This window comes from Paenibacillus nanensis, from assembly GCF_003583765.1.
GTDB classification, from domain to species: domain Bacteria; phylum Bacillota; class Bacilli; order Paenibacillales; family Paenibacillaceae; genus Pristimantibacillus; species Pristimantibacillus nanensis.
In genome coordinates this window covers 40,527-64,887 of the sequence record NZ_QXQA01000015.1, presented here as the reverse complement: position 1 = coordinate 64,887, position 24,361 = coordinate 40,527, and the positions used below count along the sequence as shown (strand labels likewise).

Annotated in this window: 15 protein-coding genes; 14 read left to right on the top strand and 1 reads right to left on the bottom strand. The window is 53.3% G+C overall.

Translation table 11 applies throughout. The features are described from left to right. Positions 1-153: 153 nt before the first annotated feature. Positions 154-2,235, top strand: coding sequence for an Ig-like domain-containing protein (locus tag D3P08_RS20560; protein ID WP_119601999.1), 2,082 nt, complete (start codon positions 154-156; stop codon positions 2,233-2,235). A gap of 65 nt (positions 2,236-2,300) precedes the next feature. Here the strand turns inward: D3P08_RS20560 and D3P08_RS20555 are convergent, their stop codons facing one another. Continuing rightward, positions 2,301-2,657 carry a hypothetical protein gene (locus D3P08_RS20555; RefSeq protein ID WP_119601998.1) on the bottom strand — a complete coding sequence of 119 codons (357 nt, stop codon included), beginning with the start codon at positions 2,655-2,657 and terminating at the stop codon, positions 2,301-2,303. Between the two features lie 194 nt (positions 2,658-2,851). On the opposite strand from D3P08_RS20555, the gene D3P08_RS20550 reads away from it, so the two are divergent. The 13 genes from D3P08_RS20550 to D3P08_RS20490 all read left to right on the top strand — a co-directional run bounded on the left by D3P08_RS20550 (position 2,852) and on the right by D3P08_RS20490 (position 24,347). Further along, positions 2,852-4,141, top strand: coding sequence for a LamG-like jellyroll fold domain-containing protein (locus tag D3P08_RS20550; RefSeq protein WP_338068734.1), 1,290 nt, complete (start codon positions 2,852-2,854; stop codon positions 4,139-4,141). 165 nt (positions 4,142-4,306) lie between these two features. Further along, positions 4,307-5,542: an MFS transporter gene (locus tag D3P08_RS20545; protein ID WP_119601996.1), complete on the top strand. Its 1,236-nt coding sequence runs from the start codon at positions 4,307-4,309 to the stop codon at positions 5,540-5,542. A gap of 487 nt (positions 5,543-6,029) precedes the next feature. Next, the gene (locus D3P08_RS20540; protein ID WP_119601995.1) at positions 6,030-6,848 is read left to right on the top strand and encodes a sugar phosphate isomerase/epimerase family protein; all 819 of its coding nucleotides are present in this window, start codon (positions 6,030-6,032) and stop codon (positions 6,846-6,848) included. Positions 6,849-6,864: 16 nt separating this feature from the next. Further along, positions 6,865-8,439 carry an FAD-dependent oxidoreductase gene (locus tag D3P08_RS20535; RefSeq protein ID WP_119601994.1) on the top strand — a complete coding sequence of 525 codons (1,575 nt, stop codon included), beginning with the start codon at positions 6,865-6,867 and terminating at the stop codon, positions 8,437-8,439. A gap of 30 nt (positions 8,440-8,469) precedes the next feature. Next, positions 8,470-9,534 (top strand): Gfo/Idh/MocA family protein, encoded by a 1,065-nt coding sequence (locus D3P08_RS20530; protein WP_119601993.1) that lies wholly within the window; start codon positions 8,470-8,472, stop codon positions 9,532-9,534. 186 nt (positions 9,535-9,720) lie between these two features. After that, a complete protein-coding gene (locus D3P08_RS20525) occupies positions 9,721-10,842 on the top strand; it encodes an SGNH/GDSL hydrolase family protein (RefSeq protein ID WP_240647675.1) in 1,122 nt (373 codons plus the stop codon). A gap of 65 nt (positions 10,843-10,907) precedes the next feature. Then, positions 10,908-12,422, top strand: a complete 1,515-nt coding sequence (locus D3P08_RS20520) for an extracellular solute-binding protein (RefSeq protein ID WP_119601992.1) — start codon at positions 10,908-10,910, stop codon at positions 12,420-12,422. Next, positions 12,419-14,287: a cache domain-containing sensor histidine kinase gene (locus tag D3P08_RS20515; RefSeq protein ID WP_119601991.1), complete on the top strand. Its 1,869-nt coding sequence runs from the start codon at positions 12,419-12,421 to the stop codon at positions 14,285-14,287. The genes D3P08_RS20520 and D3P08_RS20515 overlap by 4 nt, the downstream gene beginning before the upstream one ends. Further along, positions 14,284-15,891, top strand: a complete 1,608-nt coding sequence (locus D3P08_RS20510) for a response regulator transcription factor (RefSeq protein WP_119601990.1) — start codon at positions 14,284-14,286, stop codon at positions 15,889-15,891. The genes D3P08_RS20515 and D3P08_RS20510 overlap by 4 nt, the downstream gene beginning before the upstream one ends. Positions 15,892-16,083: 192 nt before the next feature. Continuing rightward, complete coding sequence (locus D3P08_RS20505) at positions 16,084-17,019, top strand: ABC transporter permease (protein ID WP_119601989.1); 936 nt, start codon at positions 16,084-16,086, stop codon at positions 17,017-17,019. Between the two features lie 18 nt (positions 17,020-17,037). Then, entirely contained in the window at positions 17,038-17,913 is an 876-nt protein-coding gene (locus D3P08_RS20500; protein WP_119601988.1) for a carbohydrate ABC transporter permease, read from the top strand. A 97-nt stretch (positions 17,914-18,010) separates the two neighbouring features. Further along, positions 18,011-19,540, top strand: a complete 1,530-nt coding sequence (locus tag D3P08_RS20495; protein WP_119601987.1) for an extracellular solute-binding protein — start codon at positions 18,011-18,013, stop codon at positions 19,538-19,540. A gap of 118 nt (positions 19,541-19,658) precedes the next feature. Beyond that, positions 19,659-24,347 carry an S-layer homology domain-containing protein gene (locus tag D3P08_RS20490; protein ID WP_119602081.1) on the top strand — a complete coding sequence of 1,563 codons (4,689 nt, stop codon included), beginning with the start codon at positions 19,659-19,661 and terminating at the stop codon, positions 24,345-24,347. Positions 24,348-24,361 lie beyond the last annotated feature (14 nt).

The window sequence follows — 24,361 nt, the reverse complement described above, 5'->3', positions numbered from 1 at the left end:
AGTTTTCGCGATTTATGACTAGTTTTGGAAAGGACATTCATCGACAGAAACATTTTCCTTCATGGCTGCGTTATATAGGTGAATTCGCTGGCCCGCGTACTTACGGTCATATCCGCGGTGCCGGCAGAAATCCCTTGGGAGGACTGGGCAAACATGAAGAAAACCGCTTTCAGAAAAATCGCTCTTGCCTTACTCGCGTTTACGTTGCTGCTTGGACTCGCCGTCCCGTCCGCGGGTGCGGCGACGCTAACGACGGAGGAGAAGTTCCAAATTCTGAAGCAGCACGGCATTATGACCGGCTTCGAGGACGGGTCATCCCGTCTGCACGAATCCATGTCCCGCGAACAATTCGCAGCCGTGCTTTACAGGCTTTTAGAATTGCCTTCTTCCAATTCGACTCCTCGCTTTTCAGACGTGCTTAAGAACCGTTGGTCATTTACGGCGGTCCAAGCGGTGCGGAACGCGGGCATTATGGAAGGCAAAGGGAATAACCGGTTCGAGCCGACCGCTCCGGTAAAGGTCGAGGAGCTGGCCGTCGTGCTGCTGAAGGTTAATAACGGCACGCCGAACACGAACATCAGCTTCCAAGGCAAGGTATCGGCCTGGGCGAAGGGGGCGGTCGCTACCGCACTCGTCAAAGGCTGGATCGCGCCTATGAGCGATTACACGGTCAAAGCAACTCGAGGCGTGCTCGTAGAAGCGATATACGCGGTCTATATAGGTTCTGGCACCGCGCTAGACGTGAGATCGGTCGAAGGACTGAACGTCCAGACGGTAAGGGTCAACCTGAAGGCAAAAGCAGGCTCGGCGGATGTTAATCGCTTCTCGCTTCGCGACGATCTCGGCAATGCCGTTCCTATTCTTTATTCGACGGTTAGCGCAGACGGAATGTCGGTATTGCTCACGACTGGTTATCAGTTAGAGAACCGTACCCACTATTTAACGATCGACGGCAGCGTCTGGACGTACACATCGACCAAATCGGATATGACGAAGCCGACGATAACCGCGTTCGACCGGATCACGGCCCGCGTCTATACGTTGACGTTCTCCGAGCCGGTAGATAACGGGACAGCTACGAATCCGTCGAACTATTCGTTCTCTGGAGGGCTCAAATTAACGTCTGTGCAGCTCTCCTCGGATAAGAGACAGGTTACGATCACCACTTCGAACCAGTCGGACAATACCCGGTATTGGTTGACCGTCAAGAACATTAAGGATCTTGCCGGCAATGTGATGGACACCCGATCGGATTTGTCCATTATCGGCAGCAACGACGCGACAAAGCCGACGATTATCGAATCGGAGTTTAAAGTGAATGCAGACGCTTCATTAACCATCAAATTCAGCGAGAAGGTGAATCGGGATATTGCCGTACAGACCGCGCGTTACAGCATCCCTGGCTTATCGGTCCTATCCGCGAGCCTGGATAACGAAGGACGCACCGTCACGCTGCGCACATCCGCACAGCAGGACAAAACGGTTTACAACCTGACTGTTTCCGGCATTCCCGATCTGGCAGGCAACATCATGGACACGAAATCGGGTCTTTTGTTCGGGGGAATTTCGAATCCGGTCCTGCCGGTTAAGCTGCAAAGTATTGCCGCGGTCAATGAGAACACCATCGAGGTAACGTTCGACAGAGACATTACAGATTCGGACATTGGTTCACTAGTCGTCACTATTCTGAAAGACAACGGAGCGAACGTGTCCATGTCCGGCTGGAGCAAATACGCCGTTCGCAAATCAGGAGCAAATAAAGTCGTATCCGTCCAATTCCGTACAGGAACCGATCCGAACCCGGCATTATTCCAGCCAGGCCATGTGTATTCAGCGAGAGTAACCGGCGTGTCTTCGCTCCTCACGCAGGACGGCGCGAATGATACGACATTCGCGGGAACTGTCGCCGCGAATGAGATTCCTTATGCGAAACAGGTCGTTGTCGTTAACCGTTCGACGATCAAGGTCCTCTTCAGCGAACCGGTCAAAAACGTAAATGAGCCATACTTCGTGTTAAATGAACAAGGAGGATCTGCCGTCGGCATCTCTCACGATGAATTGAACAACACGGGAGCGGTCGTCACGGAGGTGACGCTGAAGCTGTCGAAGGATATGACGCCTGGGCAAGTCTACGTGCTTACGTTCAAGCCGGGCATTACCGACGCAGCCGGCTTCAACGGATGGAAGACGAAAAACGGCAATGAGGATTACAGTATTCTTTTCACCGGCATTTAAGGAGAAAAACGAGAGCAGCCACCCTTTTGGAGTGGCTGCTTTTTTTGCCCGTACGAGGAGTGCGATTATAGCGTATGATGGGAGTCGAACCATTGGGTGATGCGTTTTATTTTGTTAAAGCCTAAATAGGAATACCGGATCGTCACTTCTTGGAGCGGCTCCTCGTCGTATCGGACGACGATACCATAATGGATGGGTGTTGACCGTTGCGGGGTAGAACTCGCCAGAGCGGACTGAATTTCTTGACCGGACAACTGCGGTTCGATTGAAGCGTGTGCCCCCTTATCATCCGTATAAACTGTCATACCTGTGTTGTCCAAAGGATCGGAGCGCTGATACCATACGACAGCTGCGACCAAAACTGCAATTAGAAAAACACCAACGATAAAAATAAGCCGCATCGGCATATTGAGTTGCTTCAAGGCGATGCCTCCAGTCCAAATTATTCCATATAATAACATAATACCATACTCATGTTCATCACACGATGCCTAGCTGATCTTCTCGTTCGCAACCGCCGGTTGAGTTCCCTGCATATCGCTCTCTACAAATGGGTGATACCTTTTCTGGAAGTTTTTGCTTACAATGAACTTATCGGAAAGAATGGAAAGGCGGGATTCGTATTTATAACACAAGAAATCTATGTGAGCGTATCGGAAAGCTTAGAAGGCAAAAAGGCATGACGCAGGAGCAACTAGCAGAACGGATCGGGATTACGCCGCAGTCGGTGAGCAAGTGGGAGAATGGGTTGTCTTGTCCGGACGTGGCCGTGCTGCCCATCTTGTCTGACGTATTTCAAGTAACGATCGACGAATTGTTCGGCAGCCATTTCGCTGGAATTCGGCGCGGACTTGCAGCCGAGTACTTATTCCATGGGGATGCCCAGGATAGCAGCGGGTGCGGCCGTCACGGAATAGTCGTGGGCGCCGCCTTATGCAAAAATCGGTTCGATAAACCGAATAGCGCGTATTATTTTGATGGAGTAGATGACTATATCGTCGTAGATCCGGCGCCGGAGTTGAAGCAGGACGCCTTCTCGCTGTCCGTCTGGTGCCGCTATGACATGAACGCTGATTTAACAGGCTGGAACCGTGCCATCGTGTCTCAAGAGGGTCCTCACGCACGGTCGTTCCAGCTCAGCACTAGAGAAAATGTTATTGTCTTTCACCGGTTTTTGCAGGAGCCCGATCTCGCGATGGAGAGGCCGCTTGCCAAAGACTTCTGGTACCATATCGCAGTCACCTACGAGGCCGGGACGTTCAAGCTGTATCGGAACGGCAGGCTCATCACCGAGCAGCCAGGCACATTTTCGGTAAATCGTGAGGAGCCGCTGTACATAGGCCGTAAGTCGTCGAATGAACCCGCTTTCTTCTTCCATGGGAGCATTGACGATCTGAAGCTGTACAATCGGGCGATTACCGCTGATGAGGTGGAGGAGCTCTATTTGGAGAATGGGTGGGTGCCGGAGAAGGAGCCTCAAGCGTCCGTCATATCGGAAGAGAATATTCCCGTTCTGGAAGGCGTCGAAGATCTATCGATCAACGTCAACCCGACAGATATACAAGCGGCCGTAGACTGGTATGTCAAGCATCTTGGATTTGTTCCGCTCCATTCACCCTCTAAGGATGAGCTAGCCTTCTTAAAATTGAACAAAGGACCGAATCTAATCGTTCGGTGTACGGACATCCATGACCAGGCGATGGAACTGGAGTCGGATAAGGAAAATGCAAGGAAGCCAGCGCCTTTCATTTTTGCATCGAAGCGGAATATCGAGCGGCTTCGTGAACAGCTTATTGAGGCTGGCGCGCAGAATCTGGATCTAAAGGACGCAGGCTTTGGATACTTCTTACACTTCCGGGATCCATTCGGGCATAATTGGTGTATTCTTCGCGAAAAAATAGGGTAGAGCAGCCCGATATTTTGATATAATCAATTCGATATATTCCAGCGTGATCTCTATTCATATTCCTGGAGGGTGATATCAATAGCAATCATGTTGAGGCTGCCGGTTACACAATCGGCGGCCTTGCCGACTTCAATCGAACGATAAAGCTCACAGGAGGATGTTCACTTGGCAACTACTTTTTTTCCGCGGTTGAAAGGCAACAGCAGAGGCTGTCTCGCTTTCGAGCCGTTATTTTTGATTCCATATAGCATGTTTGCGACGTATGCAACCATCTATATGAGCAAGCTAGGACTTAGCGAGACTCAGATCGGGTGGGTCACGACGTTGTCTTTGGCGGTACAAGTGTTTTCGTCGTTTATTAGCGGGTACTTGACCGACAGGATGGGACGTAAGGCAGCGCTTTTAACCTTTGATATCATTAGCTGGTCTGTAGGAACGCTGCTATGGGCCTTCTCGCAAAACATCTGTTTTTTTGTTGCGGCCGCTTTAATAAACGGCTTCCAACGCGTACCCCATACGGCCTTCTACTGTTTGCTCGTCGAGGACACGGAACCGAAGGAACGGACTTACGTTTTTACTCTGCTGCAGGTGATTGGCGTAATTGGCGGACTGTTTGCTCCGCTTGGCGGGCTCATTGTTCACCATTACGGAATGGTAACGGGCGTTCGTATCATGTATGTCATAGCGTTCATTCTTATGACCGCTCAATTCCTCGGCCGCCATTACACGACCCATGAGACAGAGATGGGGCTTCGAAAGAAAAGGGAGGCTAGCGAGCTTGGGCTGAAAAATAGCTTGCGGGACTATGCCGGAACGATGCGGGCGGTGTTAGCCGACCGCGGCCTGCTTCTCATGTTCGGTGTCTACATTCTATTCAACTTCCAAATGACGGTTAAGGGCACTTATCTATCGTTATATCTTGCAGATGACCTTGGCGTGGCAGAGGATCTCATTTCGATTGTGCCCGCTGTTTCTTCGGTTGTGATGCTGCTTGTTCTTTGGCTCGTGATGCCGCGAATTCCGGAACGTCTCACGAATCGCACCATGCTGTGGGGGTTCGTCATATCGGCGGTTTCGAACGGCATACTTGCGCTAACGCCGACAGGCGCGATGGGCTGGATCGCTTTAAGCACAGTATTAGCTGCGGGCGCAACGATGATTACCGCACCTTATCTAGAAGCAGCCGTCGCCAACGCGATTGACGACGAGAAGCGCGCGAAGATGTTCGCCATACTGTCCGTTCTGGTGCTGCTTGTCGTCTCACCGTCCGGCATCATCGGCGGCTTTGCGTATTCGCTGGATCCGACGCTGCCGATCTGGCTGACGACAGGCGCTTTCATATTGAGCATTCCGCTGCTTATCGCAGGAGAGAGAGGGAAGAAAAAGAAGGGGCTGGAGTAACACGGTAATTGACAGGAAGGCAGCCGACAAGATCAGGTGGCTGCCATTTGCTCACTTAACTCTACTTCTGTTTTTGTACGCCAGTTCTTCCTTGATCGTTCGGGTTGTTGGACCGTGCCGGGCTATTTTGAGGATTGTTTTTATCCGGTTTCACTTTCGTGCTCATGGTGCGATTCACCTCCCATCTCATACCATTAAAGAGTATTTCTCCAATTTGCTGTCCTTATTAACAAAATGTTTTCATTCCATATCGTAGAAAAATACAGCGACGGCCGATTAAAAGAATCGGCTGTCTTTTTTTTTGGAGTTTTCCGTTTTCCGCGTCTCCTGCCTACGATGACTCGCCTGCTCAGTGCATATCCGCATCAAGTTACCAAAAATGGTCATCGCTGTACCCTATTTCTGCAGGAGCGCAGCTTTTACAATGAGGGGGAAGGCAGGGATATAGCAAAGGATGTACATAATGGATGACGGAGGGAGATGCTGAATGGAGCTTTCGCTTAGTATGTGGAGCGTTCACCGTACAGTGCGGGAGAAGGGGTGGACGGTGCTGGACTTTCTCTCCTTTTGCAAGGATGAGGGGATCCGGCAGGTTGAGCTGCTGGATGTGTTCTGGAAGGACGTTAAGACCGAGCTTCCGCAGGCGCTTGCCTATGTTGCCGAGCATGGAATCAAGGTGACAAGCTACGCCGTAGGAAATGACTTTGTCAAATCAACGCGGGAGGAGCGTGCGAAAGAGGAGCAGGTCATTACGAACGCGTTCCCCATTGCCAAGGCGCTCGGAACCTCGATTATCCGCGTATTCTCCGGGAACTTAAGCGGAATCGCGAGCTTTGAAGAGGCGCTTGACTGGATCGTCGACGGTCTGGGCTCGGCTGCAAAAAAGGCGGAGGCGGAAGGGCTGGTGCTATGTCTGGAAAATCATGGCCAGCTGGCGGGAAGCGGTCTTCAAGTGCAGACGATTATCGACAGGGTAAGCTCTCCATCGCTTCGCTCCACATTCGATACGGGCAACTTCCTATTGGTGGATGAGAACCCGTCAGCCGCTCTGGATATTCTTCTGCCTTATGTCGCGCATGTACATTTGAAAGATTTCGTTCGGCGGGAAGACGGCCGCTACAAGTCGCTCGGAGGCAAAGCCTTCGAAGGCGCTAACCTGGGGCTTGGCGATGTTGAGGTGAAATCCATCTTGGACAGGCTCGCTTCCCATGGCTATAGAGGCGCGATCGTTCTTGAATATGAAGGGGTCGGAAGCGAAGCGGACGGCATCCGCGCGAGCTTCGACTACTTTGCAACGATTACTTAATACAAGGAGATTTGCCATGATACGTACAAGAGAAGCCGACATCGTCATCATCGGAGGAAGCACCGGCGGCATCGCCGCCGCTCTGGCCGCGGCGAAGTCGGGGAAAACCGTCATCTTGACGGAGGAAACGGAGTGGATCGGCGGTCAGTTGACCAGTCAGGCCGTTCCTCCCGATGAGCATCCATGGATCGAATCCTTCGGCTGTACGAGAAGCTACCGCAGCTTTCGTGAAGGAATCCGCTCGTATTACCGGGACAACTTTCCGCTTACTGAGGAAGCGCGCCGGAATGGGCGGCTTAATCCAGGCGGCGGTTCGGTCAGCCGCCTGTGTCATGAGCCGCGAGCGGCGCTTGCCGTGCTGGAGAGCCGGCTTGCTCCCTATGTTCACAGCGGGCAATTGACGATATGGAGGCGGTATGTGCCGGTAGGAGCCGAAACATCAGGCGACGAGATCGTTTCTGTCACGGTAAAAAGTTTAGACACCGGGAATACCATTACGCTTAAGGCGCCGTTCTTCCTCGATGCGACCGAATGCGGCGACTTGCTGCCGCTCGCAGGCGTGGAATACGTGACGGGAGCCGAGTCGCGGCAGGAAACCGGAGAGCCGCACGCGGTGGATGGGGAAGCGCTTCCGCAGGACATGCAAGGCTTCACGTACTGTTTCGCCATGGATTACTTGGAAGGCGAAGATCATACGATCCCTAAGCCGGAGCAATATGAGTTCTGGCGTCAATACAAGGCGGAGTTTTGGCCTGACCGATTGCTGAGCTGGACCGGCGTGAAGCCTTCCACGAATGAGCCCGTCCAATATGAGCTGTTCCCAGGTACGGGACGATTTTCTTTATTCCAATACCGGCAGATCGCGAAGCGGGAGCATTTTGTTCCCGGAACCTATCAGAGTTCGATCTCGCTGGTGAACTGGCCGCAGAACGACTACTGGCTCGGTTCCATTATCGACGTAGCGCCGGAAGAACGGCAGCGCCATCTGGATGCGGCGAAGCAGCTCAGTCTTTCCTTGCTTTTTTGGCTGCAGACCGAGGCGCCGCGTCCGGACGGCGGTACGGGGTACCCGGGGCTGCGGCTTCGCCCCGACGTTGTTGGAACGGAAGATGGGCTCGCGATGTATCCGTACATACGGGAATCCCGCAGAATCAAAGCGGAGTTTACGGTGCTCGAGCAGCATGTCGCGACGGATTGCCGCCCGGACGGGAAGGCAGAGCGGTTCGGCGACTCGGTCGGCATCGGCTGCTACCGCATCGACTTGCATCCAAGCACGGGTAACCGGCCTTATATCGACATTTCTTCTTTGCCGTTCCAAATTCCGCTAGGCAGCTTGATTCCGGTACGGGTGAACAACCTGCTGGCGGCATGTAAAAATATCGGAGTGACTCATATCACGAACGGCTGCTACCGGCTGCATCCCGTGGAATGGAATATTGGCGAAGCGGCAGGCTACTGCGCCAGCTTCTGCTTGGACCGCGGCTTGAAACCGCGGGACGTTCGCGGCTCTTCGAGCGAGCTCGCCGACTTTCAGAGTCTGCTGACTGCGGAAGGCGTCGAGCTGGAATGGCCGGAGCTGCGCCCGGTTTAATTATAAATCTATTAACGAGGTGAGGAATCCATGAGCGGTACTGTCAGAATCGGCGTAATCGGTTCGGGCTCGATTTCGGAAATGCATTTCGGATCCTATAACAAAAATAAAACCGCGGAAATCGTCGCCGTCTGCGATTTGAACGAAGAGCGGGCGAAGGCCAAAGCGGAGAAATATAACATCCCTCACGTATACACGGATTACCGGGATCTTCTGGCTAATCCGGACATAGATGCGGTAAGCGTCTGTACCTGGAACAATTCCCATGCGGAAATCAGTATTGCGGCGCTGCGAGCCGGCAAACATGTGCTTTGCGAAAAACCGCTGAGCAAAACGTTGGAGGAGGCGCTTGCCGTGGAGCAAGCCGTCAAGGATTCCGGCAAGACGCTCCAGGTCGGATTTGTCCGCCGCTATGCTTCCAATACAAGAATCGTAAAGTCGTTTGTCGATAACGGGGAGCTTGGGCCCATCTATTACGCCAAGGCTTCCTGTATCCGCAAGCTAGGCAATCCCGGTGGCTGGTTTGCCGATAAGGAGCGGTCTGGCGGCGGCCCGCTGATCGACATCGGCGTTCACGTGATCGATCTTTGCTGGTATTTGATGGGCAGACCGAAAGTAAAGTCCATTAGCGGAAATACGTACAACCGGCTAGGTAATCGTTCGAATATTAAAAATTTGAAATTTTATAAAGCGGCCGACTACAATGCCGAGCTGAATTCCGTTGAGGATATGGCCAATGCGCTGATCCGGTTCGAGAATGGCGCTTCGCTGCTGGTGGATGTCAGCTTCACCCTGCATGCCAAGCAGGATGAGCTGACCGTCAAGCTTTTCGGCGAGAAGGGCGGCGTCGAGCTCGAGCCGGAGCTGACGCTGATTATGGAGAAATATGATACCATTCTGAACGCGACGCCGCAGATCGACAATCTTTCCTTCGAATTCGTTCAAGGGTTCCAGGACGAAATCGACTACTTCATTGAAGTATGCCAGGGCAAAAAGACGACGCTAAGCCCGGTGCAGGACGGCGTAGAGATGATGAAAATGCTGTGCGGCGTATACGAATCCGCCGCGCAGGGCCGGGAAATCTGGTTCGAGTAGATTCGATATGCTGCAATCTATCCCGTAAGGAGACAGTCATCCTGTTTCTTTACGGGCTATTGCCGTTCTATCGAGAAGCCTCTTAGTTGAAAACGCTTTATTTTATATTATGCGGTGCAACCTATTGATACGTTCTGTAACCGTTAATAAAATATGAATAACATAGATGAGAGGAGGACATCCATCATGGGCGACCAATCGGAACCCCGGCTGGAGAAATACGACAATCAAATGGCGGCGACGCCGGCTGTTCATGAGCAAAGCGAGGAAATGGATCTTTGCTGGCATGATCCCGCCGGCATGCCGTTTCGCTTAGAAGGATTTGCTTGGTTTCATCAGGATCGTCTCTACCGGCGTCTGCCGCTGCAGCCGAGCGAGCCGATTCCCGAGGCTGTCAACTGGCTGGCCAACCATACGGCAGGCGGCCAAATCCGGTTTATGACGGATTCCGATGTGATCTACATCAAGGCACAGCTGCTGAAGAGAGCCGATATGTACCATATGGCACCGACCGGACAATGCGGGTTTGACTGCTATGCGGGCGTCTTCGGCGAGCAGCAATTTGCGGGAACGGCGGCTTTCGCTCCGCATGAAGACAGCTATACGGCGCTGCTGCATCGGGACAAGCGGCGGCGGCTGCGCTTGATTACGATTTATTTCCCTTTATATCAAGCCGTCAAGGAGGTGTCTATCGGTTTGCGAGCCGGCGCTTCGCTTATGGCGCCACCGCCGTTCGACGACGAGGGGAGAGTCATCGTGTACGGCACCTCGATTACGCAAGGGGCTTGCGCGTCGCGGCCGGGGATGGCTTATCCCAGCCAGCTTAGCCGGCGCGTGAATCTGGAGTTTTTGAATCTTGGATTCTCAGGCAGCGGCAAGGGAGAGCCGGAGATGGCCCGAATGCTTGCGCAGATCGACAATCCCGCTTGTCTCGTGCTGGATTACGAAGCCAATTGCGGTGGGCTCGCTAAGCTGCAGGAAACACTGCCGTCCTTCATCTCGATCTACCGCGAGAAGCACCCCAAAGTGCCGATACTCCTTATATCCCGCATCTTGCCTCCAAGTATCGACTGGGATGAAGAGCTGAAGCTTGAGCTGGAGGAGCGCCGGGCGTTTCAGCAGTCGCTGGTGGAGGAGCTCGCGCGGCAGGGCGATGACCGGCTATTTTTCCTGGATGGCGGCAAGCTGCTCGGCAGCCGTTACGGGGACAGTACGGTTGACGGCGTTCATCCGACCGACTTCGGCTTTGTCCAAATGGCGGACGCGATATTGCCCGAACTGAGAAGATGCCTCGAAATCGGATCGTAAAAGGGGAGACGGCGATATAGCCGAATCATCCGGGCTTTACAGCTAAATAGACGGAGGGGGTACTTATGAAGCGCAACAAATTGATTTTTGTTCATGCTTTAATCATCTTGACTTCCTGTATGGCCGCAGGCTGCGAACCGCTGGATAAGGACGTGCAGGCTGAGCAGAGCCGAGTCCCGATCTCCATGGTCATTAACGACCTGGGCATGGTGTTCCCCGAAGGCCTGGATGAGAACGATAACCCCTATATCCATTACATAGAAGAGGAGACCGGACTGGATTTGCGAGTAAGCATTCCGCCTCAGGAGGTTTACGAGGAAAAGCTGAATGTTATTATGGCTTCCCGCAACCTGCCCGATCTGATTCACAGCTACAATCCGGTATGGTACGACGAATACGTCAAAAAAGGCGCTTTTCTTCCGCTGGACGATTACATTAACGAGTTCGGACCGGATCTCCAAACGTACATTCCCGAAGAAGCTTGGGAACGCATGCGTTATAACGGCCACATTTACGCCATCCCCAGCCTGACGGAGGTGCAGGGCATCGAGCTCATGTATGTGCGCAAGGATTGGCTGGACAATTTGGGGCTCGCCCCCCCGCAAACGCTGGACGAATACTACGAAGTGATTAAGGCCTTTGCCAAAAACGATCCCGACCGCAACGGACTGCATGATACTATGGGTCTTATCCTTACGGAAAATATGGGGCGAACCGCTCCGTTTTTCGGCGCCTTTGGGGTACAGCTGAATTCATGGCTCGAACGGGATGGGAAGCTGGTGAACGGTAGCACGCTTCCCGAAACGAAGGAGGCGCTCGCTTTCCTCGCTAAGCTGTATCGCGAAGGGCTGGTGGACCCGGAATTTCCGCTTAACCGCAACAGCGTATTTATCGAAAAGATCGAAAACGGCAGGGTCGGCATGTTCTCCGCCGCATGGTATGATACGCGCGGCCCCATTGCGCTTAACAAAAAGAAAGATCCGAATGCGGAATGGATTGCGCTGGAATATCCCGTCGGACCAAAAGGCTACAGCGGCGTGTATGATACCGATTTGATACGCGGCTTCAATGTCGTGCCTGCGGGGACAACGCATCCCGAAGAGGTCATTAAGCTGCTCAACTTTATAGCAGGCAAAGGAAGAGAGACTTTGAAATTCGGCTTCCAGAACGAGATTTGGACCATGCAGGACGGCAAGATGGTGACCAATTTCGCCGAGCACGACAAGCATTTGTACCGCGGCATTTATCAGGCTCTCGTAGACGTGATTGATCCCAAGATGGCGAAGGCTAGATTGGATTCGCTCGGCGACTTTCACCTGTACGAAAATTTGCAAATCATCGAGCGGAATTTGATCCGCAATCAGTTTTTCGGCACGCCGACGCCCGCCATGAGCAAATATGCCGGACATCTCGAGGATCTGCAGCAAATTTTTACGGAAATTGTGATGGGCATTGTTCCTTTAGACGAGTTCGACGCTTTTGTGGAGCGGTGGTATATGGAAGGGGGAGCGGAAATTACAGATGAAGTGAATGCGTGGTATGCCGAGCGGCAGAAGGGAGGGGCGAGTCCATCACCATGAGAAATCCCGTGCAGTGGTTCCGAGAGCTCTTCCCCCGAAAAATCCAATTTCGGCTAACCTGTTATTTCCTGCTGATCTTGCTGCCGCTTGTCATTGTCAGTCTATTTGCCGTTGAACGCTCGCGCATCATCCTGCACGATCAAGCGGTGGAACGGTCGGAAGCGGTGCTGGGCTCGGCCATGGACTATATAGACTTGACACTTCAAAATGTCGAGGAGATCTCGACGCTGATTGCGACGGATCCCGCGTTTATCGACCTTCTGGCGGCGAGCGGCGAGGAATTGTCGCCCAAATCGATTGTGGAGTTCTCGCGGCTATTGGAGGAGCTGTCCAATGTCAATTCCATTAATCATATCGTGTCGCAAATATCGCTGTACCACCAGCCCTCCCATATGATGATTTCCACCCATTATGGGGGACGCCGGCTGGCTTCGCCGGAGCAGCAGCAATGGCTGGAAAATACGGCAATTACAAGCGGAACGGAAATTACTTATGTGCTCGCCGAAGATCCGATTGCCGGGGATGAGACGTTCGGAGATTTGGTCCATACGGACAGCGTGTCGCTCATGCGCACGATGGATCTTTATAATACCAAACGTCGTGCGGATATCGTTATCATCACGCTCGACGAGAGCAAGCTGACGAGATTGATGAAGTCGCTTCTTCCATCTCCCTCGGCGACTATTTATTTATATAGCGATTACGGCAAGCTGATTGCCGGTACGGGCAATCAAGAAGGAACGGACCATATCTTGGCTTATGGAGACAGTGTGCCCGGCTCGACGAAAACAACGGACGGTAAAATAACGGTATCGATCGATTCCCCGTATTCCAAGTGGCGGCTTACGCTTGTTCAGCCGGTGAAAGAGCTCTATGCCCAAACGGATCAACTGCAGCTGTACACGGTTGGCATTATCGTCATCAGCGTGCTGCTCGCCATAGGCATTTCATGGATCGTCTATATCGGCATCGCTTCACCTGTCGATAAGCTATACAAAGGGATGAAACGGCTAGGGACCGGGAATATGAACGTACAGCTGCCGAACAAGCGGCAGGACGAACTGGGGTATTTGACGGAAGCGTTCAACAGGATGGTCGTGAACCAGCGGCGCTTAATCGAGGAGCATTATGAGCAGCAGCTCAGATTGGCCAAGACGGAGCTTAATTTTTTGCAGTCGCAGATCAATCCGCATTTTCTGTACAACACGCTTGATTCCATCAACTGGACAGCCAAAAACTACGAGGCGGACGAGATCAGCGAGATGGTGCTTAATTTGTCCCGCTTTTTCCGTCTCAGTCTGAATAAAGGCAAGGAAGTCTTCACGATTGATGAGAGCATCTCTCATCTCCATTACTACATTCGCATCCAGCAAATACGCTTCTTGGACAGCTTCACGGTACAATACAACATTCAAGAGGAAAGCCGCTCGGTGCCGATCATGAAGCTGCTGCTCCAGCCGCTGGTCGAAAACGCGATTCTGCATGGCATGGAGGGCAAAACGGAAGGCGGCATGCTCATGATCTCCAGCTGGATCGAGAAGGGGGAAACCGTCCATATCGAAGTTCGGGACAATGGCGACGGCATGTCCGAGGAGCGCGTGTCCTACATACGGCAGGAGCTGGAGCGTCTCAGCCGGTCCGACTACGACCTCTTTTCGCTTGAGGAGGAGTACAAAGATTTGTTCGGCCTCCGCAATGTTGTAACAAGGCTCAAGCTGTATTACGGCGAAGGCGCAGGGCTTGCCATCGGCAGCGTCAAGGGGGAAGGTACTTCGGTTATCGTCACGCTGCCGCTTGCGCGATGCAAGGAAGGCTTCCGCGCGCCGGAACGGCAAACATGGGATAAAGGGGAGAGATCCGCATGAATTTGATCATTGTCGAGGATGAGATTCGTCTGCGCCAGGGGCTTGCGAACAACATCCCTTGGGAAGAGCACGGGATCGAGGTTGTCGGCTTGGCCGCGAACGGCGTTGAAGCGCTGCGTCTGGCGGAGAGGAAACGGCCGGACATTATGCTGATCGATGTGCAGATGCCGGAGATGGACGGGCTGACGCTCGCGCGCAAGCTGAGAGAGCGTCCGGAGTACGGCTCCATGCTTAAGCTGATCATTTTAAGCGGTCATGACAATTTCGGATATGCGCAAGACGCTATGGCTCAAGGCGTGTCGCAATATTTGCTGAAGCCGGCCGCCGAGGACGAGATATTGGCGGCGGTGCTGGAGGCTGCCCGCCAGCTTCGCGCGGAAATGGAACGGTGGCGGGAGCAGTCGGAGCTGAAGGTCAAATGGCAGGAGCATTTGCCGCATTTGCAAAGCGGATTTTTCCAGCAATGGACGGCAGGCGTCTATGAAACGGAGGAGGTGCTGAACAAATGCAGGGAGTACCAAATTGGGCTGTCTGAGCGGGACCGGATCGCCGTTGCGCTTGTAGATGTCGACTCTTCTCCGCAAGAGGAGGTTCGGTTTAAGGCGGAAAATGCGCCGATGCGGCATTTCTCGCTCCAATGCTTGGCGAAGGAGCTGCTGCCCGCTCCATCATGCTGGGTTTGTCCGGACCGTCATGGCTATACGCTTCTTGTTTTTACGCTGCCTCCGGAGGATAACGAGGACGATTTTGCCTTGCGGGTGCAGGCATCGGTGATGCAGCTGCTCTCCCGGGCTCGGGAGACGCTGGACTTAACCGCAAGCGCCGGTATTTGCTCCGGCGCCGGCAGCGTCGGAGAGATGAGCGAATTGTACGCTCAAGCCTTTCGCGCCTTGCAGGAACGAATCGTGTACGGGCATGATATTGTCATTCCTTACCGCGAGCAAGAACGGAAGCAGCAAGGCGTGCGGTCGCAGCCGGCGCTGGAGAAGGCGCTCGAGATTGCCCTCGAATTGGCCGATGAGACGAAAGCGCTCGAAGCGCTGCAGGACCTATGCGACAAAAGCCTCGAGCCGGCCGAATCCGCCGAAGAGGTGCACGAGGCCGTGCTTTACTTGAGCAGCTTGTTTATCCGCATGATCCAGAAGCAGGGCTGGATGATCAAGGACGTGGCGGGAGATGATACGGCCTTCTTCGGAAATGTCAGGCTGCTGACCAGCAAGGAGCATACGCGCGCTTGGCTGGCGCGAAACGTAGCCCATATTTGCGCGTATTTGCAGCGCCAGCGGAGATTGACCAGCAACGGGCTCATTCGCTCCATTCTAGCGATTGTCGATCAGGAAATAGACCGGGATATAACGCTGCATACGGTGGCGGACCGGCTCTTCGTCAACTCGTCGTACGTTAGCCGGTTGTTCAAGCAGGAGACGGGCGTATCGTTCTCCGCCTATGTGCTGGAGCGTAAGATGGAGCGGGCCAAAGCCGTGCTGCAGGAAGGCGGAAAGGTGTACGACGCGGCGCGGCTGGTCGGCTATAGAGATGTCAGCTACTTTACCAAAGTATTTCGAAAGTACTGGGGAATCACCCCCGGCGGCATTAAGGCGTAACTATACCTGACATATAAATAACGCCATTTATAATCCTGAAACGCTTTCATTTGGAAAGCGGTTCGGGATTTTTTGTTATACGCTCCAAAACCGACATCAAAGTACCAAAAAGAGTAATGGCTGTACCCTATAAACCCTCGCAAATCGGGACTAAAATTTGAGATAGAAAGCAGCAAACCGAGGGGGGATCGCATGAAAAGCGCGTCGGCGAAACGGGGATATTTCGCGAAACTGGCTACTGATCTGAAGCGGGACTGGGATTTATACGCATTGCTGATACCCGGCGTGTCGCTTCTTCTGTTATTCAAATACGCTCCGATGTACGGCATTACGATCGCATTCAAGGATTTCAACATCTTTGACGGTTACGCCGCAAGCCCTTGGGTAGGGTGGAAGCATTTTGCCAAGCTGTTCAGCTCGCCCGACTTCCTGCATGTGTTCGAAAATACGGTGATCATCAGCTTTTTGAAAATCGGCATTCTTTTCCCGTTACCCATTGTTATAGCCCTTATGCTGAATGAACTGAGGCTGATGCTGTTTAAACGCGTCGTGCAGACCGTCATTTATTTGCCTCATTTCTTGTCCTGGGTTATCGTCAGCGGCTTATTTATCGATTTGCTGTCCAGCAACGGCGGTCTCGTGAACAAGGCGCTTACGGCGCTCGGCATGGAGCCGATCTCCTTCTTCCTCGATAACAGCGTTTTCCGAGGCGTGCTTATTACGTCGGCGGGCTGGAAGGAGACAGGCTGGAGCACAATCGTCTACCTCGCGGCTTTCGCCACCATCGATCCCGGTCTGTACGAAGCGGCGAAGATCGACGGGGCGGGAAGGATGAGGCAGCTTTGGCACATTACGCTGCCCGGCATCGCTCCAATCATTCTCTTGATGTTCATCCTGCGCCTGGGGAGCATTCTGGAAGCCGGGACCGAACAAATTCTCGTGATGTACAATCCCACCGTCTACAAAGTATCCGATGTTATCGGGACGTATGTGTACCGGATGGGGATCGGCAATCAAGACTACAGCTTTACAACAGCCGTCGGCGTGTTCGAATCCGTCATCGCGTTTACGCTTGTCATCGCGGGCAACGCGCTCAGCCGGAAATATTTGCAGCGAGGCATCTGGTAATGGGAGGGGAGTGAGGCTATGTCTTTAAAACAGACGTTTTCGGAAAAGCTGTTCAACGTTTTCAACTATACGTTTTTTATTCTGCTCGGATTTTCGACGCTGCTTCCCTTTATTAACTTGATCGCCAAGTCGCTCAGCAGCGAATCAGCCGTCATATCCGGGAAGGTGAACCTGCTGCCGGTTGGCTTTCAGATGGGAACCTACCGTTATGTGCTGGAGAACGACATGTTTTTGAACGCCTTAAAAACGTCTGTCTTGCTTGCCATCGTAGGCACAGCAGTAGGTTTGTTCGTGACAACGATAACGGCGTATCCCTTATCCCGCGTTCAGCTTAGGGGGAGGAAATGGCTGCTGCTGATGTTCATTTTTACGATGCTGTTCAGCGGAGGGCTAATCCCGACTTATCTGCTTATGCAGGAGCTTGGCTTGATTAACAAACTGCCGGTGCTTTTCCTGCCAGCGGCCATCAACGTTTTTAATATGCTCATCATCAAAAACTATTTCGAAGGACTTCCTGATGGTCTTGAGGAGTCTGCGAAGATCGACGGAGCGAGCAACGTCCGGATCCTGTTTTCCATCATCCTGCCGCTGTCGTTGCCGGTATTGGCGACCATCGCTTTGTTTTTCGCCGTCGCATTCTGGAACGATTATTTCACGGCGATGATTTACATCACCGACCAGGATTTGAAGCCGCTGCAGCTGTTCCTGAAGGAGCTGTTGGTATCGTCCAGCGGCGAATTTCTGAAGGACAATGTGGATGCGGCGCTTAACACGACACCGCAGTCGATTCAAGCCGCTTCAATCCTGCTGGCGACGCTTCCGATTCTATTCGTTTATCCGTTCCTGCAAAAATATTTTGTCAAAGGCGTGCTTCTCGGTTCAGTCAAAGGCTAAAAGAAGGCTTATGAGAGGCGGTGATGCTGCTAGGAAGTCCAGTCAACGGGTCTGCCGTTCAATAGTTGGCTTGATCACAAAATCGGGAGGTTAATCTATGAGAAAAAATTCGGTATTAGCCCTAATCGCCGCGTTTACGCTCACGCTTGCCGCATGCAGCGGCGGCGGAAACAATGCGCCATCCTCGTCGCCATCGCCATCCGCCAGCGCGAATTCCGAAGCGTCCGCAACGCCGGACGCTGGGAACGACGGCGGCGAGAAGCCTGAGCTGACGATGCTCATGCAGTACGGCCTGTTCGACCCTAACCAAGATCCGGTAAGCAAATTCATTACGGAAGCGACGGGTTATCCCATTAAATACGAGATGCTTCCTGCCGAGAACGCCGACGAAAAGCTGAACTTGATGGTAGCTAACAAACAAAATTTCGACCTAATGAAGCTGGGAGCCGCCCAATTCTACAAGCTGGCAACCGAGGGCGCGCTCGAGCCGCTCGACGAGCTGATCGAGCAGCTTGGACCGAATATCAAAGCCGCGATCAAAGACGATTCATGGGGAAGCGCAATGATTGACGGCAAGATTTATGCCATCCCGGAAACGGGTTCCGGCATCAGCGTCGGCGAGGAGCTGGTCGTCCGTCAGGACTGGATGGATGAGCTGGGACTGCAGCATCCGACGAACCCCGATGAGCTGTATGAAGTGCTGAAGGCGATCAAAGAAGCGAAAAACATCGTTCCGCTTACGGGAACGAAGGATTCCATCTACGGCGATATTGCAACCGCCTTCGGCGTTGTCAATGAGTGGAACGACATCGACGGCAAGCTTGTACATAAAGCGGAGCTTCCGGAGATGAAGCAATTTTTGGCCTATATGAACAAGCTTTACAGCGAAGGCCTGCTTGATTCCGAAATGCCGATCAATACTAGCGCGAAGGCGATCGAGAAGTTCTCGAGCGGCAATGCGGCGATGTATAAGCTGGCTTGGTGGAGCGCGTCGAGTGCGGAAGCCGCTCTTAAGCAGAACTTCCCCGAAGCGAAGATCGGTATCATTCCTTACTTGAAGAGCAGTAACGGCGAAGCGAAGGTTGGCGTCAATCTCGCGACGACTTGGTTCATTGCGGTGCCGAAGGTGTCGAAGCTGAAGGAGGATGCGATCAAGCTGATCGACGCCAAGCTGGAGAAGGACACGTTCAAGGGACTGGCGATCGGTCAGGAAGGCGTCCATCATGAGCTGAAGGACGGCAAATATTATCCGATCCTGCCCAAGTTCAATGATGATCTGACGAATGCAAGCGTATTCATGACCGGCGTTGACGAGCACAACTATCCGACGTATTGGCAAGCGCGCGTCCGTAAGGATCCGGTCCTGCAATCCTATTATGAAGCGTTCCAGGCGAACGCAGCGAACACAACGATCGTGGTGGATCCGATGTCTACAGCGCCGCCGATCGACGCGGTTTCCCGCAATAAACAGAAGCTTACCAAGCTGCTGGACGATCAAGTGCTGATGTACATTGCCGGATCGGAGAGCATCGACAATTACGACACGTTCCTGGCCAAGTGGAAAGCAGAAGGCGGGGAGGAGTACGTCAAGGCCGCGAACGACTGGTATCAATCAACGAAGCAGTAACGCGAGTCATCGGCAGTTTTACGAGTCATCCTAGAGCACTTCGGCAAAAAAGCGGCCGCGCGGGCGCGGCTGCTTGTTTGCCAAGCGACTTCAAGCAGAACCAATCTGGTTAAGGATGGTGGATGATTTGACAAAGCGTTTTTTTAGGTTATGCAGTTTATGGCTTGTCCTCGCTTTACTTGCGACATCGCTGCCGCAGCTTGCATTTGCAGCGGAGGGCGAAGCGTTGGCGCCGGGGGGAGAGCTTGCTCCGCTTGCCGCTAACGGTACGGTGTATCTGGTCTCGCAGGACGGCGGAACAGAGCTTGCCGTTCAATATGTGAACGAGAATGTCGACGCTCCGCCGCAAAAAAGCAATTATATATCCTTGTTCACAAGCGGCGCGGGAGTGACGAATACCGATAACGTCAACGAAGTTTTTGTCAAGCAAAGCAATCTCGCATTGGAGGTGGATCATACCGGCCTTATTAAGAAGGTGCACGGTCCGAGCCCGGAGTTAGGCAGCAATGGAAAGCCTGCCTCCTGGGAAGCCAGTCACCGGGTAACAATACCGGAAGGAGGCTATGTGGTGCTGGCCAGCGATTCCGACTGGTCGACATCGCAATACCGGAAGCCGGTTTACGAGCATTTCAAAACGGGGGATGTCATAACGTTGATGAGGGACGGAGCTGCTGTTAGCGCCGATGATTTTCTGAACGTGCAGCCAGGGCTGGCTTTAACTTCGCCTGCAGCGGATGCCGTGAGCGTTACGGTACCTGTCTATGAGTTGAAGGGCACGATTCTTAATTTTAGACCGGACCAAGGCTTGCGGGTTACGGTTAACGACACCGATACACAGCTTGGCAGCACCGGAAGCTTCGCTCGTACGCTCTCCTTGGCAGAGGGAGGCAATGAAGTGACGGTGAAGCTGTGGCGGGAACAAACGGAGCTGTCGGCCAAGACGGTGGTCATTACTTACGACAGGGCCGGCCAGGTCGGTGACTATATCGAAGTAGAAGCGGCTCCGATCGATATTACCATTTCGCTTGAAGGACCTCGCAAAGAGATAACGGTTATGGATGTGGCTCCTGCGGAGGCAGGGGTAGCCGATTTCGTTGGCTTGTACACCCGCAATTACGGCACCGTACTGACAGTTCCCGCCACAAGCGTAGCCGTGCAGGTTGGGCCGGACAGCAAAGTGACGCATGTCGTCAATCCATCCATCGGCGGCAATCCGCCGGCCTGGAGCGGCCCGACGGAGCTGGATATTCCGGAAGGCGGCTATGTGCTGTACGCGCAGGATTCCTCCTATGCGAACAATATGATCAAACGGTATTTAGCCACCTACTTCAAAGTCGGCGATGCGATAAAGCTCCGCAAGAACGGAGATGTGGTTCCAGTCTCCGAGCTGATGGGCGACAACGGTTTATTGGTGAGAATGAGCCTGGACAATTATGACATGTACACCGAAACAAAGGATTCGACCACGATATCCGGAAAGCTTAGCAATCTGGAAGAAGATGCCGTTACGCAGCTGAAAGTGAATGGCGCGGAGGTGCCTTTTGCGGCGGATGGTGCTTTCTCTTATGAGCTTCCGCTGGAGGCTGGCGTAAACTACGCGAAGGTCGAAGTCACCAAAAACGGGATCCTGCAGCAGCAAAGAGATCTGGTGATCTACGCGCGCCCCGGCTTTGTAGGGGAGAAACAGGTCATTCTGTGGGTGGATCAGGCGTCCAATGCGAAGAAATTCCAGACGAGCGACAACGTGTACCAGTTCTTGAAAAAGGCAAAGGACAGCGGCGTAACGGATATCGCTTTCGACGTCAAAGGCGTGGAAGGGTTCGTGTCTTATAAAAAAGCCACTTTAACCGGAAGGCCGTATGTCAGCGAAATTAAGGCTTCGGGCAAAGCGGGTGCGAGTCCCGAGCTGGATCTGCTGCAGGAGTTTATCGATCATGGACATGCGCTGGGCCTCAAAATCCATGCGGCGATCAACGATTTCGCAGAGGGCTCCATCGCCAGCCAAGAGTTTGCGGTTCTGAACGATCATCTGGACTGGGAAGAGCGGGTATATAAGCATCAGGACGGCGGCGTCATCAAGCGTCTTCGGGAGAGCTCGGCACAAGGTCTGGTTGCATTCGTAAATCCAGCCAATGATGAAGTGCGGGCGTTCCAGCTGGACACATACCGTGAAGTCATCCAAAACTATGACGTGGACGGCGTTATTCACGACCGCGGACGGTACGATAACGAAACGGCGGACTTCAGCGACGAGACCCGCGCCAAGTTCGAGGCGTATTTGGCCGGCAAAGGGAAGACGCTTACGGCATGGCCGCAGGACGTGTTCCGCTACGAGGGCACAACTCGCGTGAACGGACCGCTTATCAACGAATGGTGGGAGTTCCGTTCCGGTGTGATCAAGAGCTTTTTTGGAGAAGTAAAAGAGATGGTGGACGCGTACGAGGAGCAGTCGGGAAAAGCAATCGAAGTTTCCTCTTATGTCGGTTCCTGGTTTGAAACCTACTATTTGAACGGCGTCCATTGGGGAAGTCCGAACTTCCGCTACGATGAGCGGCTAGGGCTGGGTGACGCTTACGTGTATACGGACGATTACTACAAGAACGGTTATATCGAGCATCTCGACTTCCTTATGATCGGCGCTTATCAGGAAACGGGGCCGCAAGTGGAGAAGTATATCACGTTAGGAAATATCGTTACGAATGGAGAAATTCCGCTGTACGCGGGAATCGCGATGAATAATGTGCAGGAGCCGGAGCTCCAGCGTGAAATTTTCCAGTCCGGCCTTCGGAATTCGAACGGCTTGATGCTGTTCGACGCGTCGCAAGTCAACTGGCCGGTCATCGCGGCTTCGCTGAAGGATCAAGTGTACGTCAAGGATTATCAGCTTGGATTAAGTCTTCCGGCCCAGCCAGAGCAATTTTTGGAAGCGAATTACTTCGACATCAATCTGGTTGAGGGAGACATCAACGTATTTTCGGAAAACTACGGTCCAACGAGCGGCGGCGGAAGATACAATGTGGAGGTCGTCGTGAACGGAGACGGCGAAGTGACCGCGATGCCGAACCGTAATCAAGCCATCACTTGGAACTGGGCCGTGCTGGACGATACAAACAGCGCCATTCCTGCAGGCGGCTTTGTTATATCGACGCTGGATCCTTCCGGCACGAGGACGAATCGTCAGCTAGTCGCTAACGCCTACCAAATTGGCGATACCGTAAAATCGGCGATGCTGAAAGGCTACCTGCAATATGAGGGCATGCAGACGACAAGCAGCTCCGTCGAGATTCGAGGTCAAGCGGAAGTCATCGGCAGCGGAACGGCGGAAGTAAGGGTGAACGGCGTTAAGGTTCCTGCATTGAGCGCAGAAGGGTACTTCTCTTCGGTTGTCCCTCTCGCGCTTGGAGCCAATACGGTTAAGATCGAAATTTACGTGGACGATTACAAGACAAATGAAAAATCGGTTGTTATTACAAGAAATAGCGGCGGCAGCCCTGCTCCGGGTCCAATTGGTACACCGCAGCCTGAACGGGCAAAGCTGGAGTGGGAGACAGGAGCGAACGGCGACAGAACTGCGTTACTTCGCATCAATAAGGACCGAATGGTTGAGGAGCTGGGACAATTAAAGGGCAAGGATGAATCCGATCAGATCTTGGGCTATTCCGTCGGTGAAAGTGACATCGGCGACGCGTTAAGCGTCAGGGCTGTTGTGCCAACGGAAGGTATTGCTCAGGCGCTGTCCGTGCTTCCGGACGGATTAATTGAGCTGGAAACTCCGTTTGGAGCATTCCGCTTGCCTGTTAAAGGATTAGTTGATGCTCTAGAAGATGCGGAAACGGGAAGCCAGCTGCATATCGGATTGCGAGCAGCGGCGCTTACATCTGAGGCAGCGGAACAGCTCGCCTCGCAAGGCGGTTCCCTGCATGGAAGGCTTGCGCTCGCTCTCAAGCTGGAATTGGTATCTAGCGATGGCAAGCAAACGGAGTCTGTCGAGTCTTTCGCCGGTCTTTTTGGCGAATTGCTGTTGAATGCCGATACGAATAAATCGGTGACGGTGGCTAGCGGCGAAAGCTCGGCGAGTAAAGCCGGTCAACGATTGACAGCGATCTCGATTAATGCCGAGACAGGAGCTCCTGCTTTTGTTCCAGCGCGGTTTATTGCTGGCGAAAACGGTGTTCAGGGCAAGCTGCTTATCACGGGGAACGGCTTGTACGGTCTGGCTGAGATCGACAAAAGCTTTGCGGATATGCAAGGCCACTGGGCGGAGGATGACGTGACGCTACTTGCAGGCAAGCTGCTCGTACAAGGCTCGCCGGAAGGGGGCTTCGCGCCTGAAGATGAAGTGTCGCGTGCGGAGTTTGCGGCATTGCTGACGCGGGCGCTCGGCTTGCGGCAAGTTGAAGGGGACGCGCCTCCACTGTTCAAAGATGTGCATGCGGATGATTGGTTCGCGGAAGAGGTTGCCGCAGCTGCCGACGCTGGCTTGATTCGGGGATTCGAGGATGGCGAGTTCCGTCCCGATGCCGTTATTACCCGGGAGGAAATGAGCGTTATGCTGATGCGGGCTCTACAAGCGGCAGGCATAGACACGGCTTCGCTTATCGAGGATGCCGATTTAGCGGAAACATCAGGCGCTTCCGATTGGGCTGACCTTTCGGATTGGGCGGCCGATGCGGCCTTGGTCGCCGTAGAGACGGAGCTGATGACGGGCCGCTCGGGTGGCCGCTTCGATCCGCATGCTCCGACGAGCCGCGCAGAAGCCGCCGTTGTGCTGAAACGTCTGCTTCAGTACGTCGGATATATCAATTAACAGGAGAATAGAAA

Bases quoted from the DNA above. Each gene is read 5' to 3' on its own strand.
- D3P08_RS20560 (WP_119601999.1), top strand. From the start codon at position 154: ATGAAGAAAACCGCTTTCAGAAAAATCGCTCTTGCCTTACTCGCGTTT.
- D3P08_RS20540 (WP_119601995.1), top strand. From the start codon at position 6,030: ATGGAGCTTTCGCTTAGTATGTGGAGCGTTCACCGTACAGTGCGGGAG.
- D3P08_RS20535 (WP_119601994.1), top strand. From the start codon at position 6,865: ATGATACGTACAAGAGAAGCCGACATCGTCATCATCGGAGGAAGCACC.
- D3P08_RS20530 (WP_119601993.1), top strand. From the start codon at position 8,470: ATGAGCGGTACTGTCAGAATCGGCGTAATCGGTTCGGGCTCGATTTCG.
- D3P08_RS20525 (WP_240647675.1), top strand. From the start codon at position 9,721: ATGGGCGACCAATCGGAACCCCGGCTGGAGAAATACGACAATCAAATG.
- D3P08_RS20520 (WP_119601992.1), top strand. From the start codon at position 10,908: ATGAAGCGCAACAAATTGATTTTTGTTCATGCTTTAATCATCTTGACT.
- D3P08_RS20515 (WP_119601991.1), top strand. From the start codon at position 12,419: ATGAGAAATCCCGTGCAGTGGTTCCGAGAGCTCTTCCCCCGAAAAATC.
- D3P08_RS20510 (WP_119601990.1), top strand. From the start codon at position 14,284: ATGAATTTGATCATTGTCGAGGATGAGATTCGTCTGCGCCAGGGGCTT.
- D3P08_RS20505 (WP_119601989.1), top strand. From the start codon at position 16,084: ATGAAAAGCGCGTCGGCGAAACGGGGATATTTCGCGAAACTGGCTACT.
- D3P08_RS20500 (WP_119601988.1), top strand. From the start codon at position 17,038: ATGTCTTTAAAACAGACGTTTTCGGAAAAGCTGTTCAACGTTTTCAAC.
- D3P08_RS20495 (WP_119601987.1), top strand. From the start codon at position 18,011: ATGAGAAAAAATTCGGTATTAGCCCTAATCGCCGCGTTTACGCTCACG.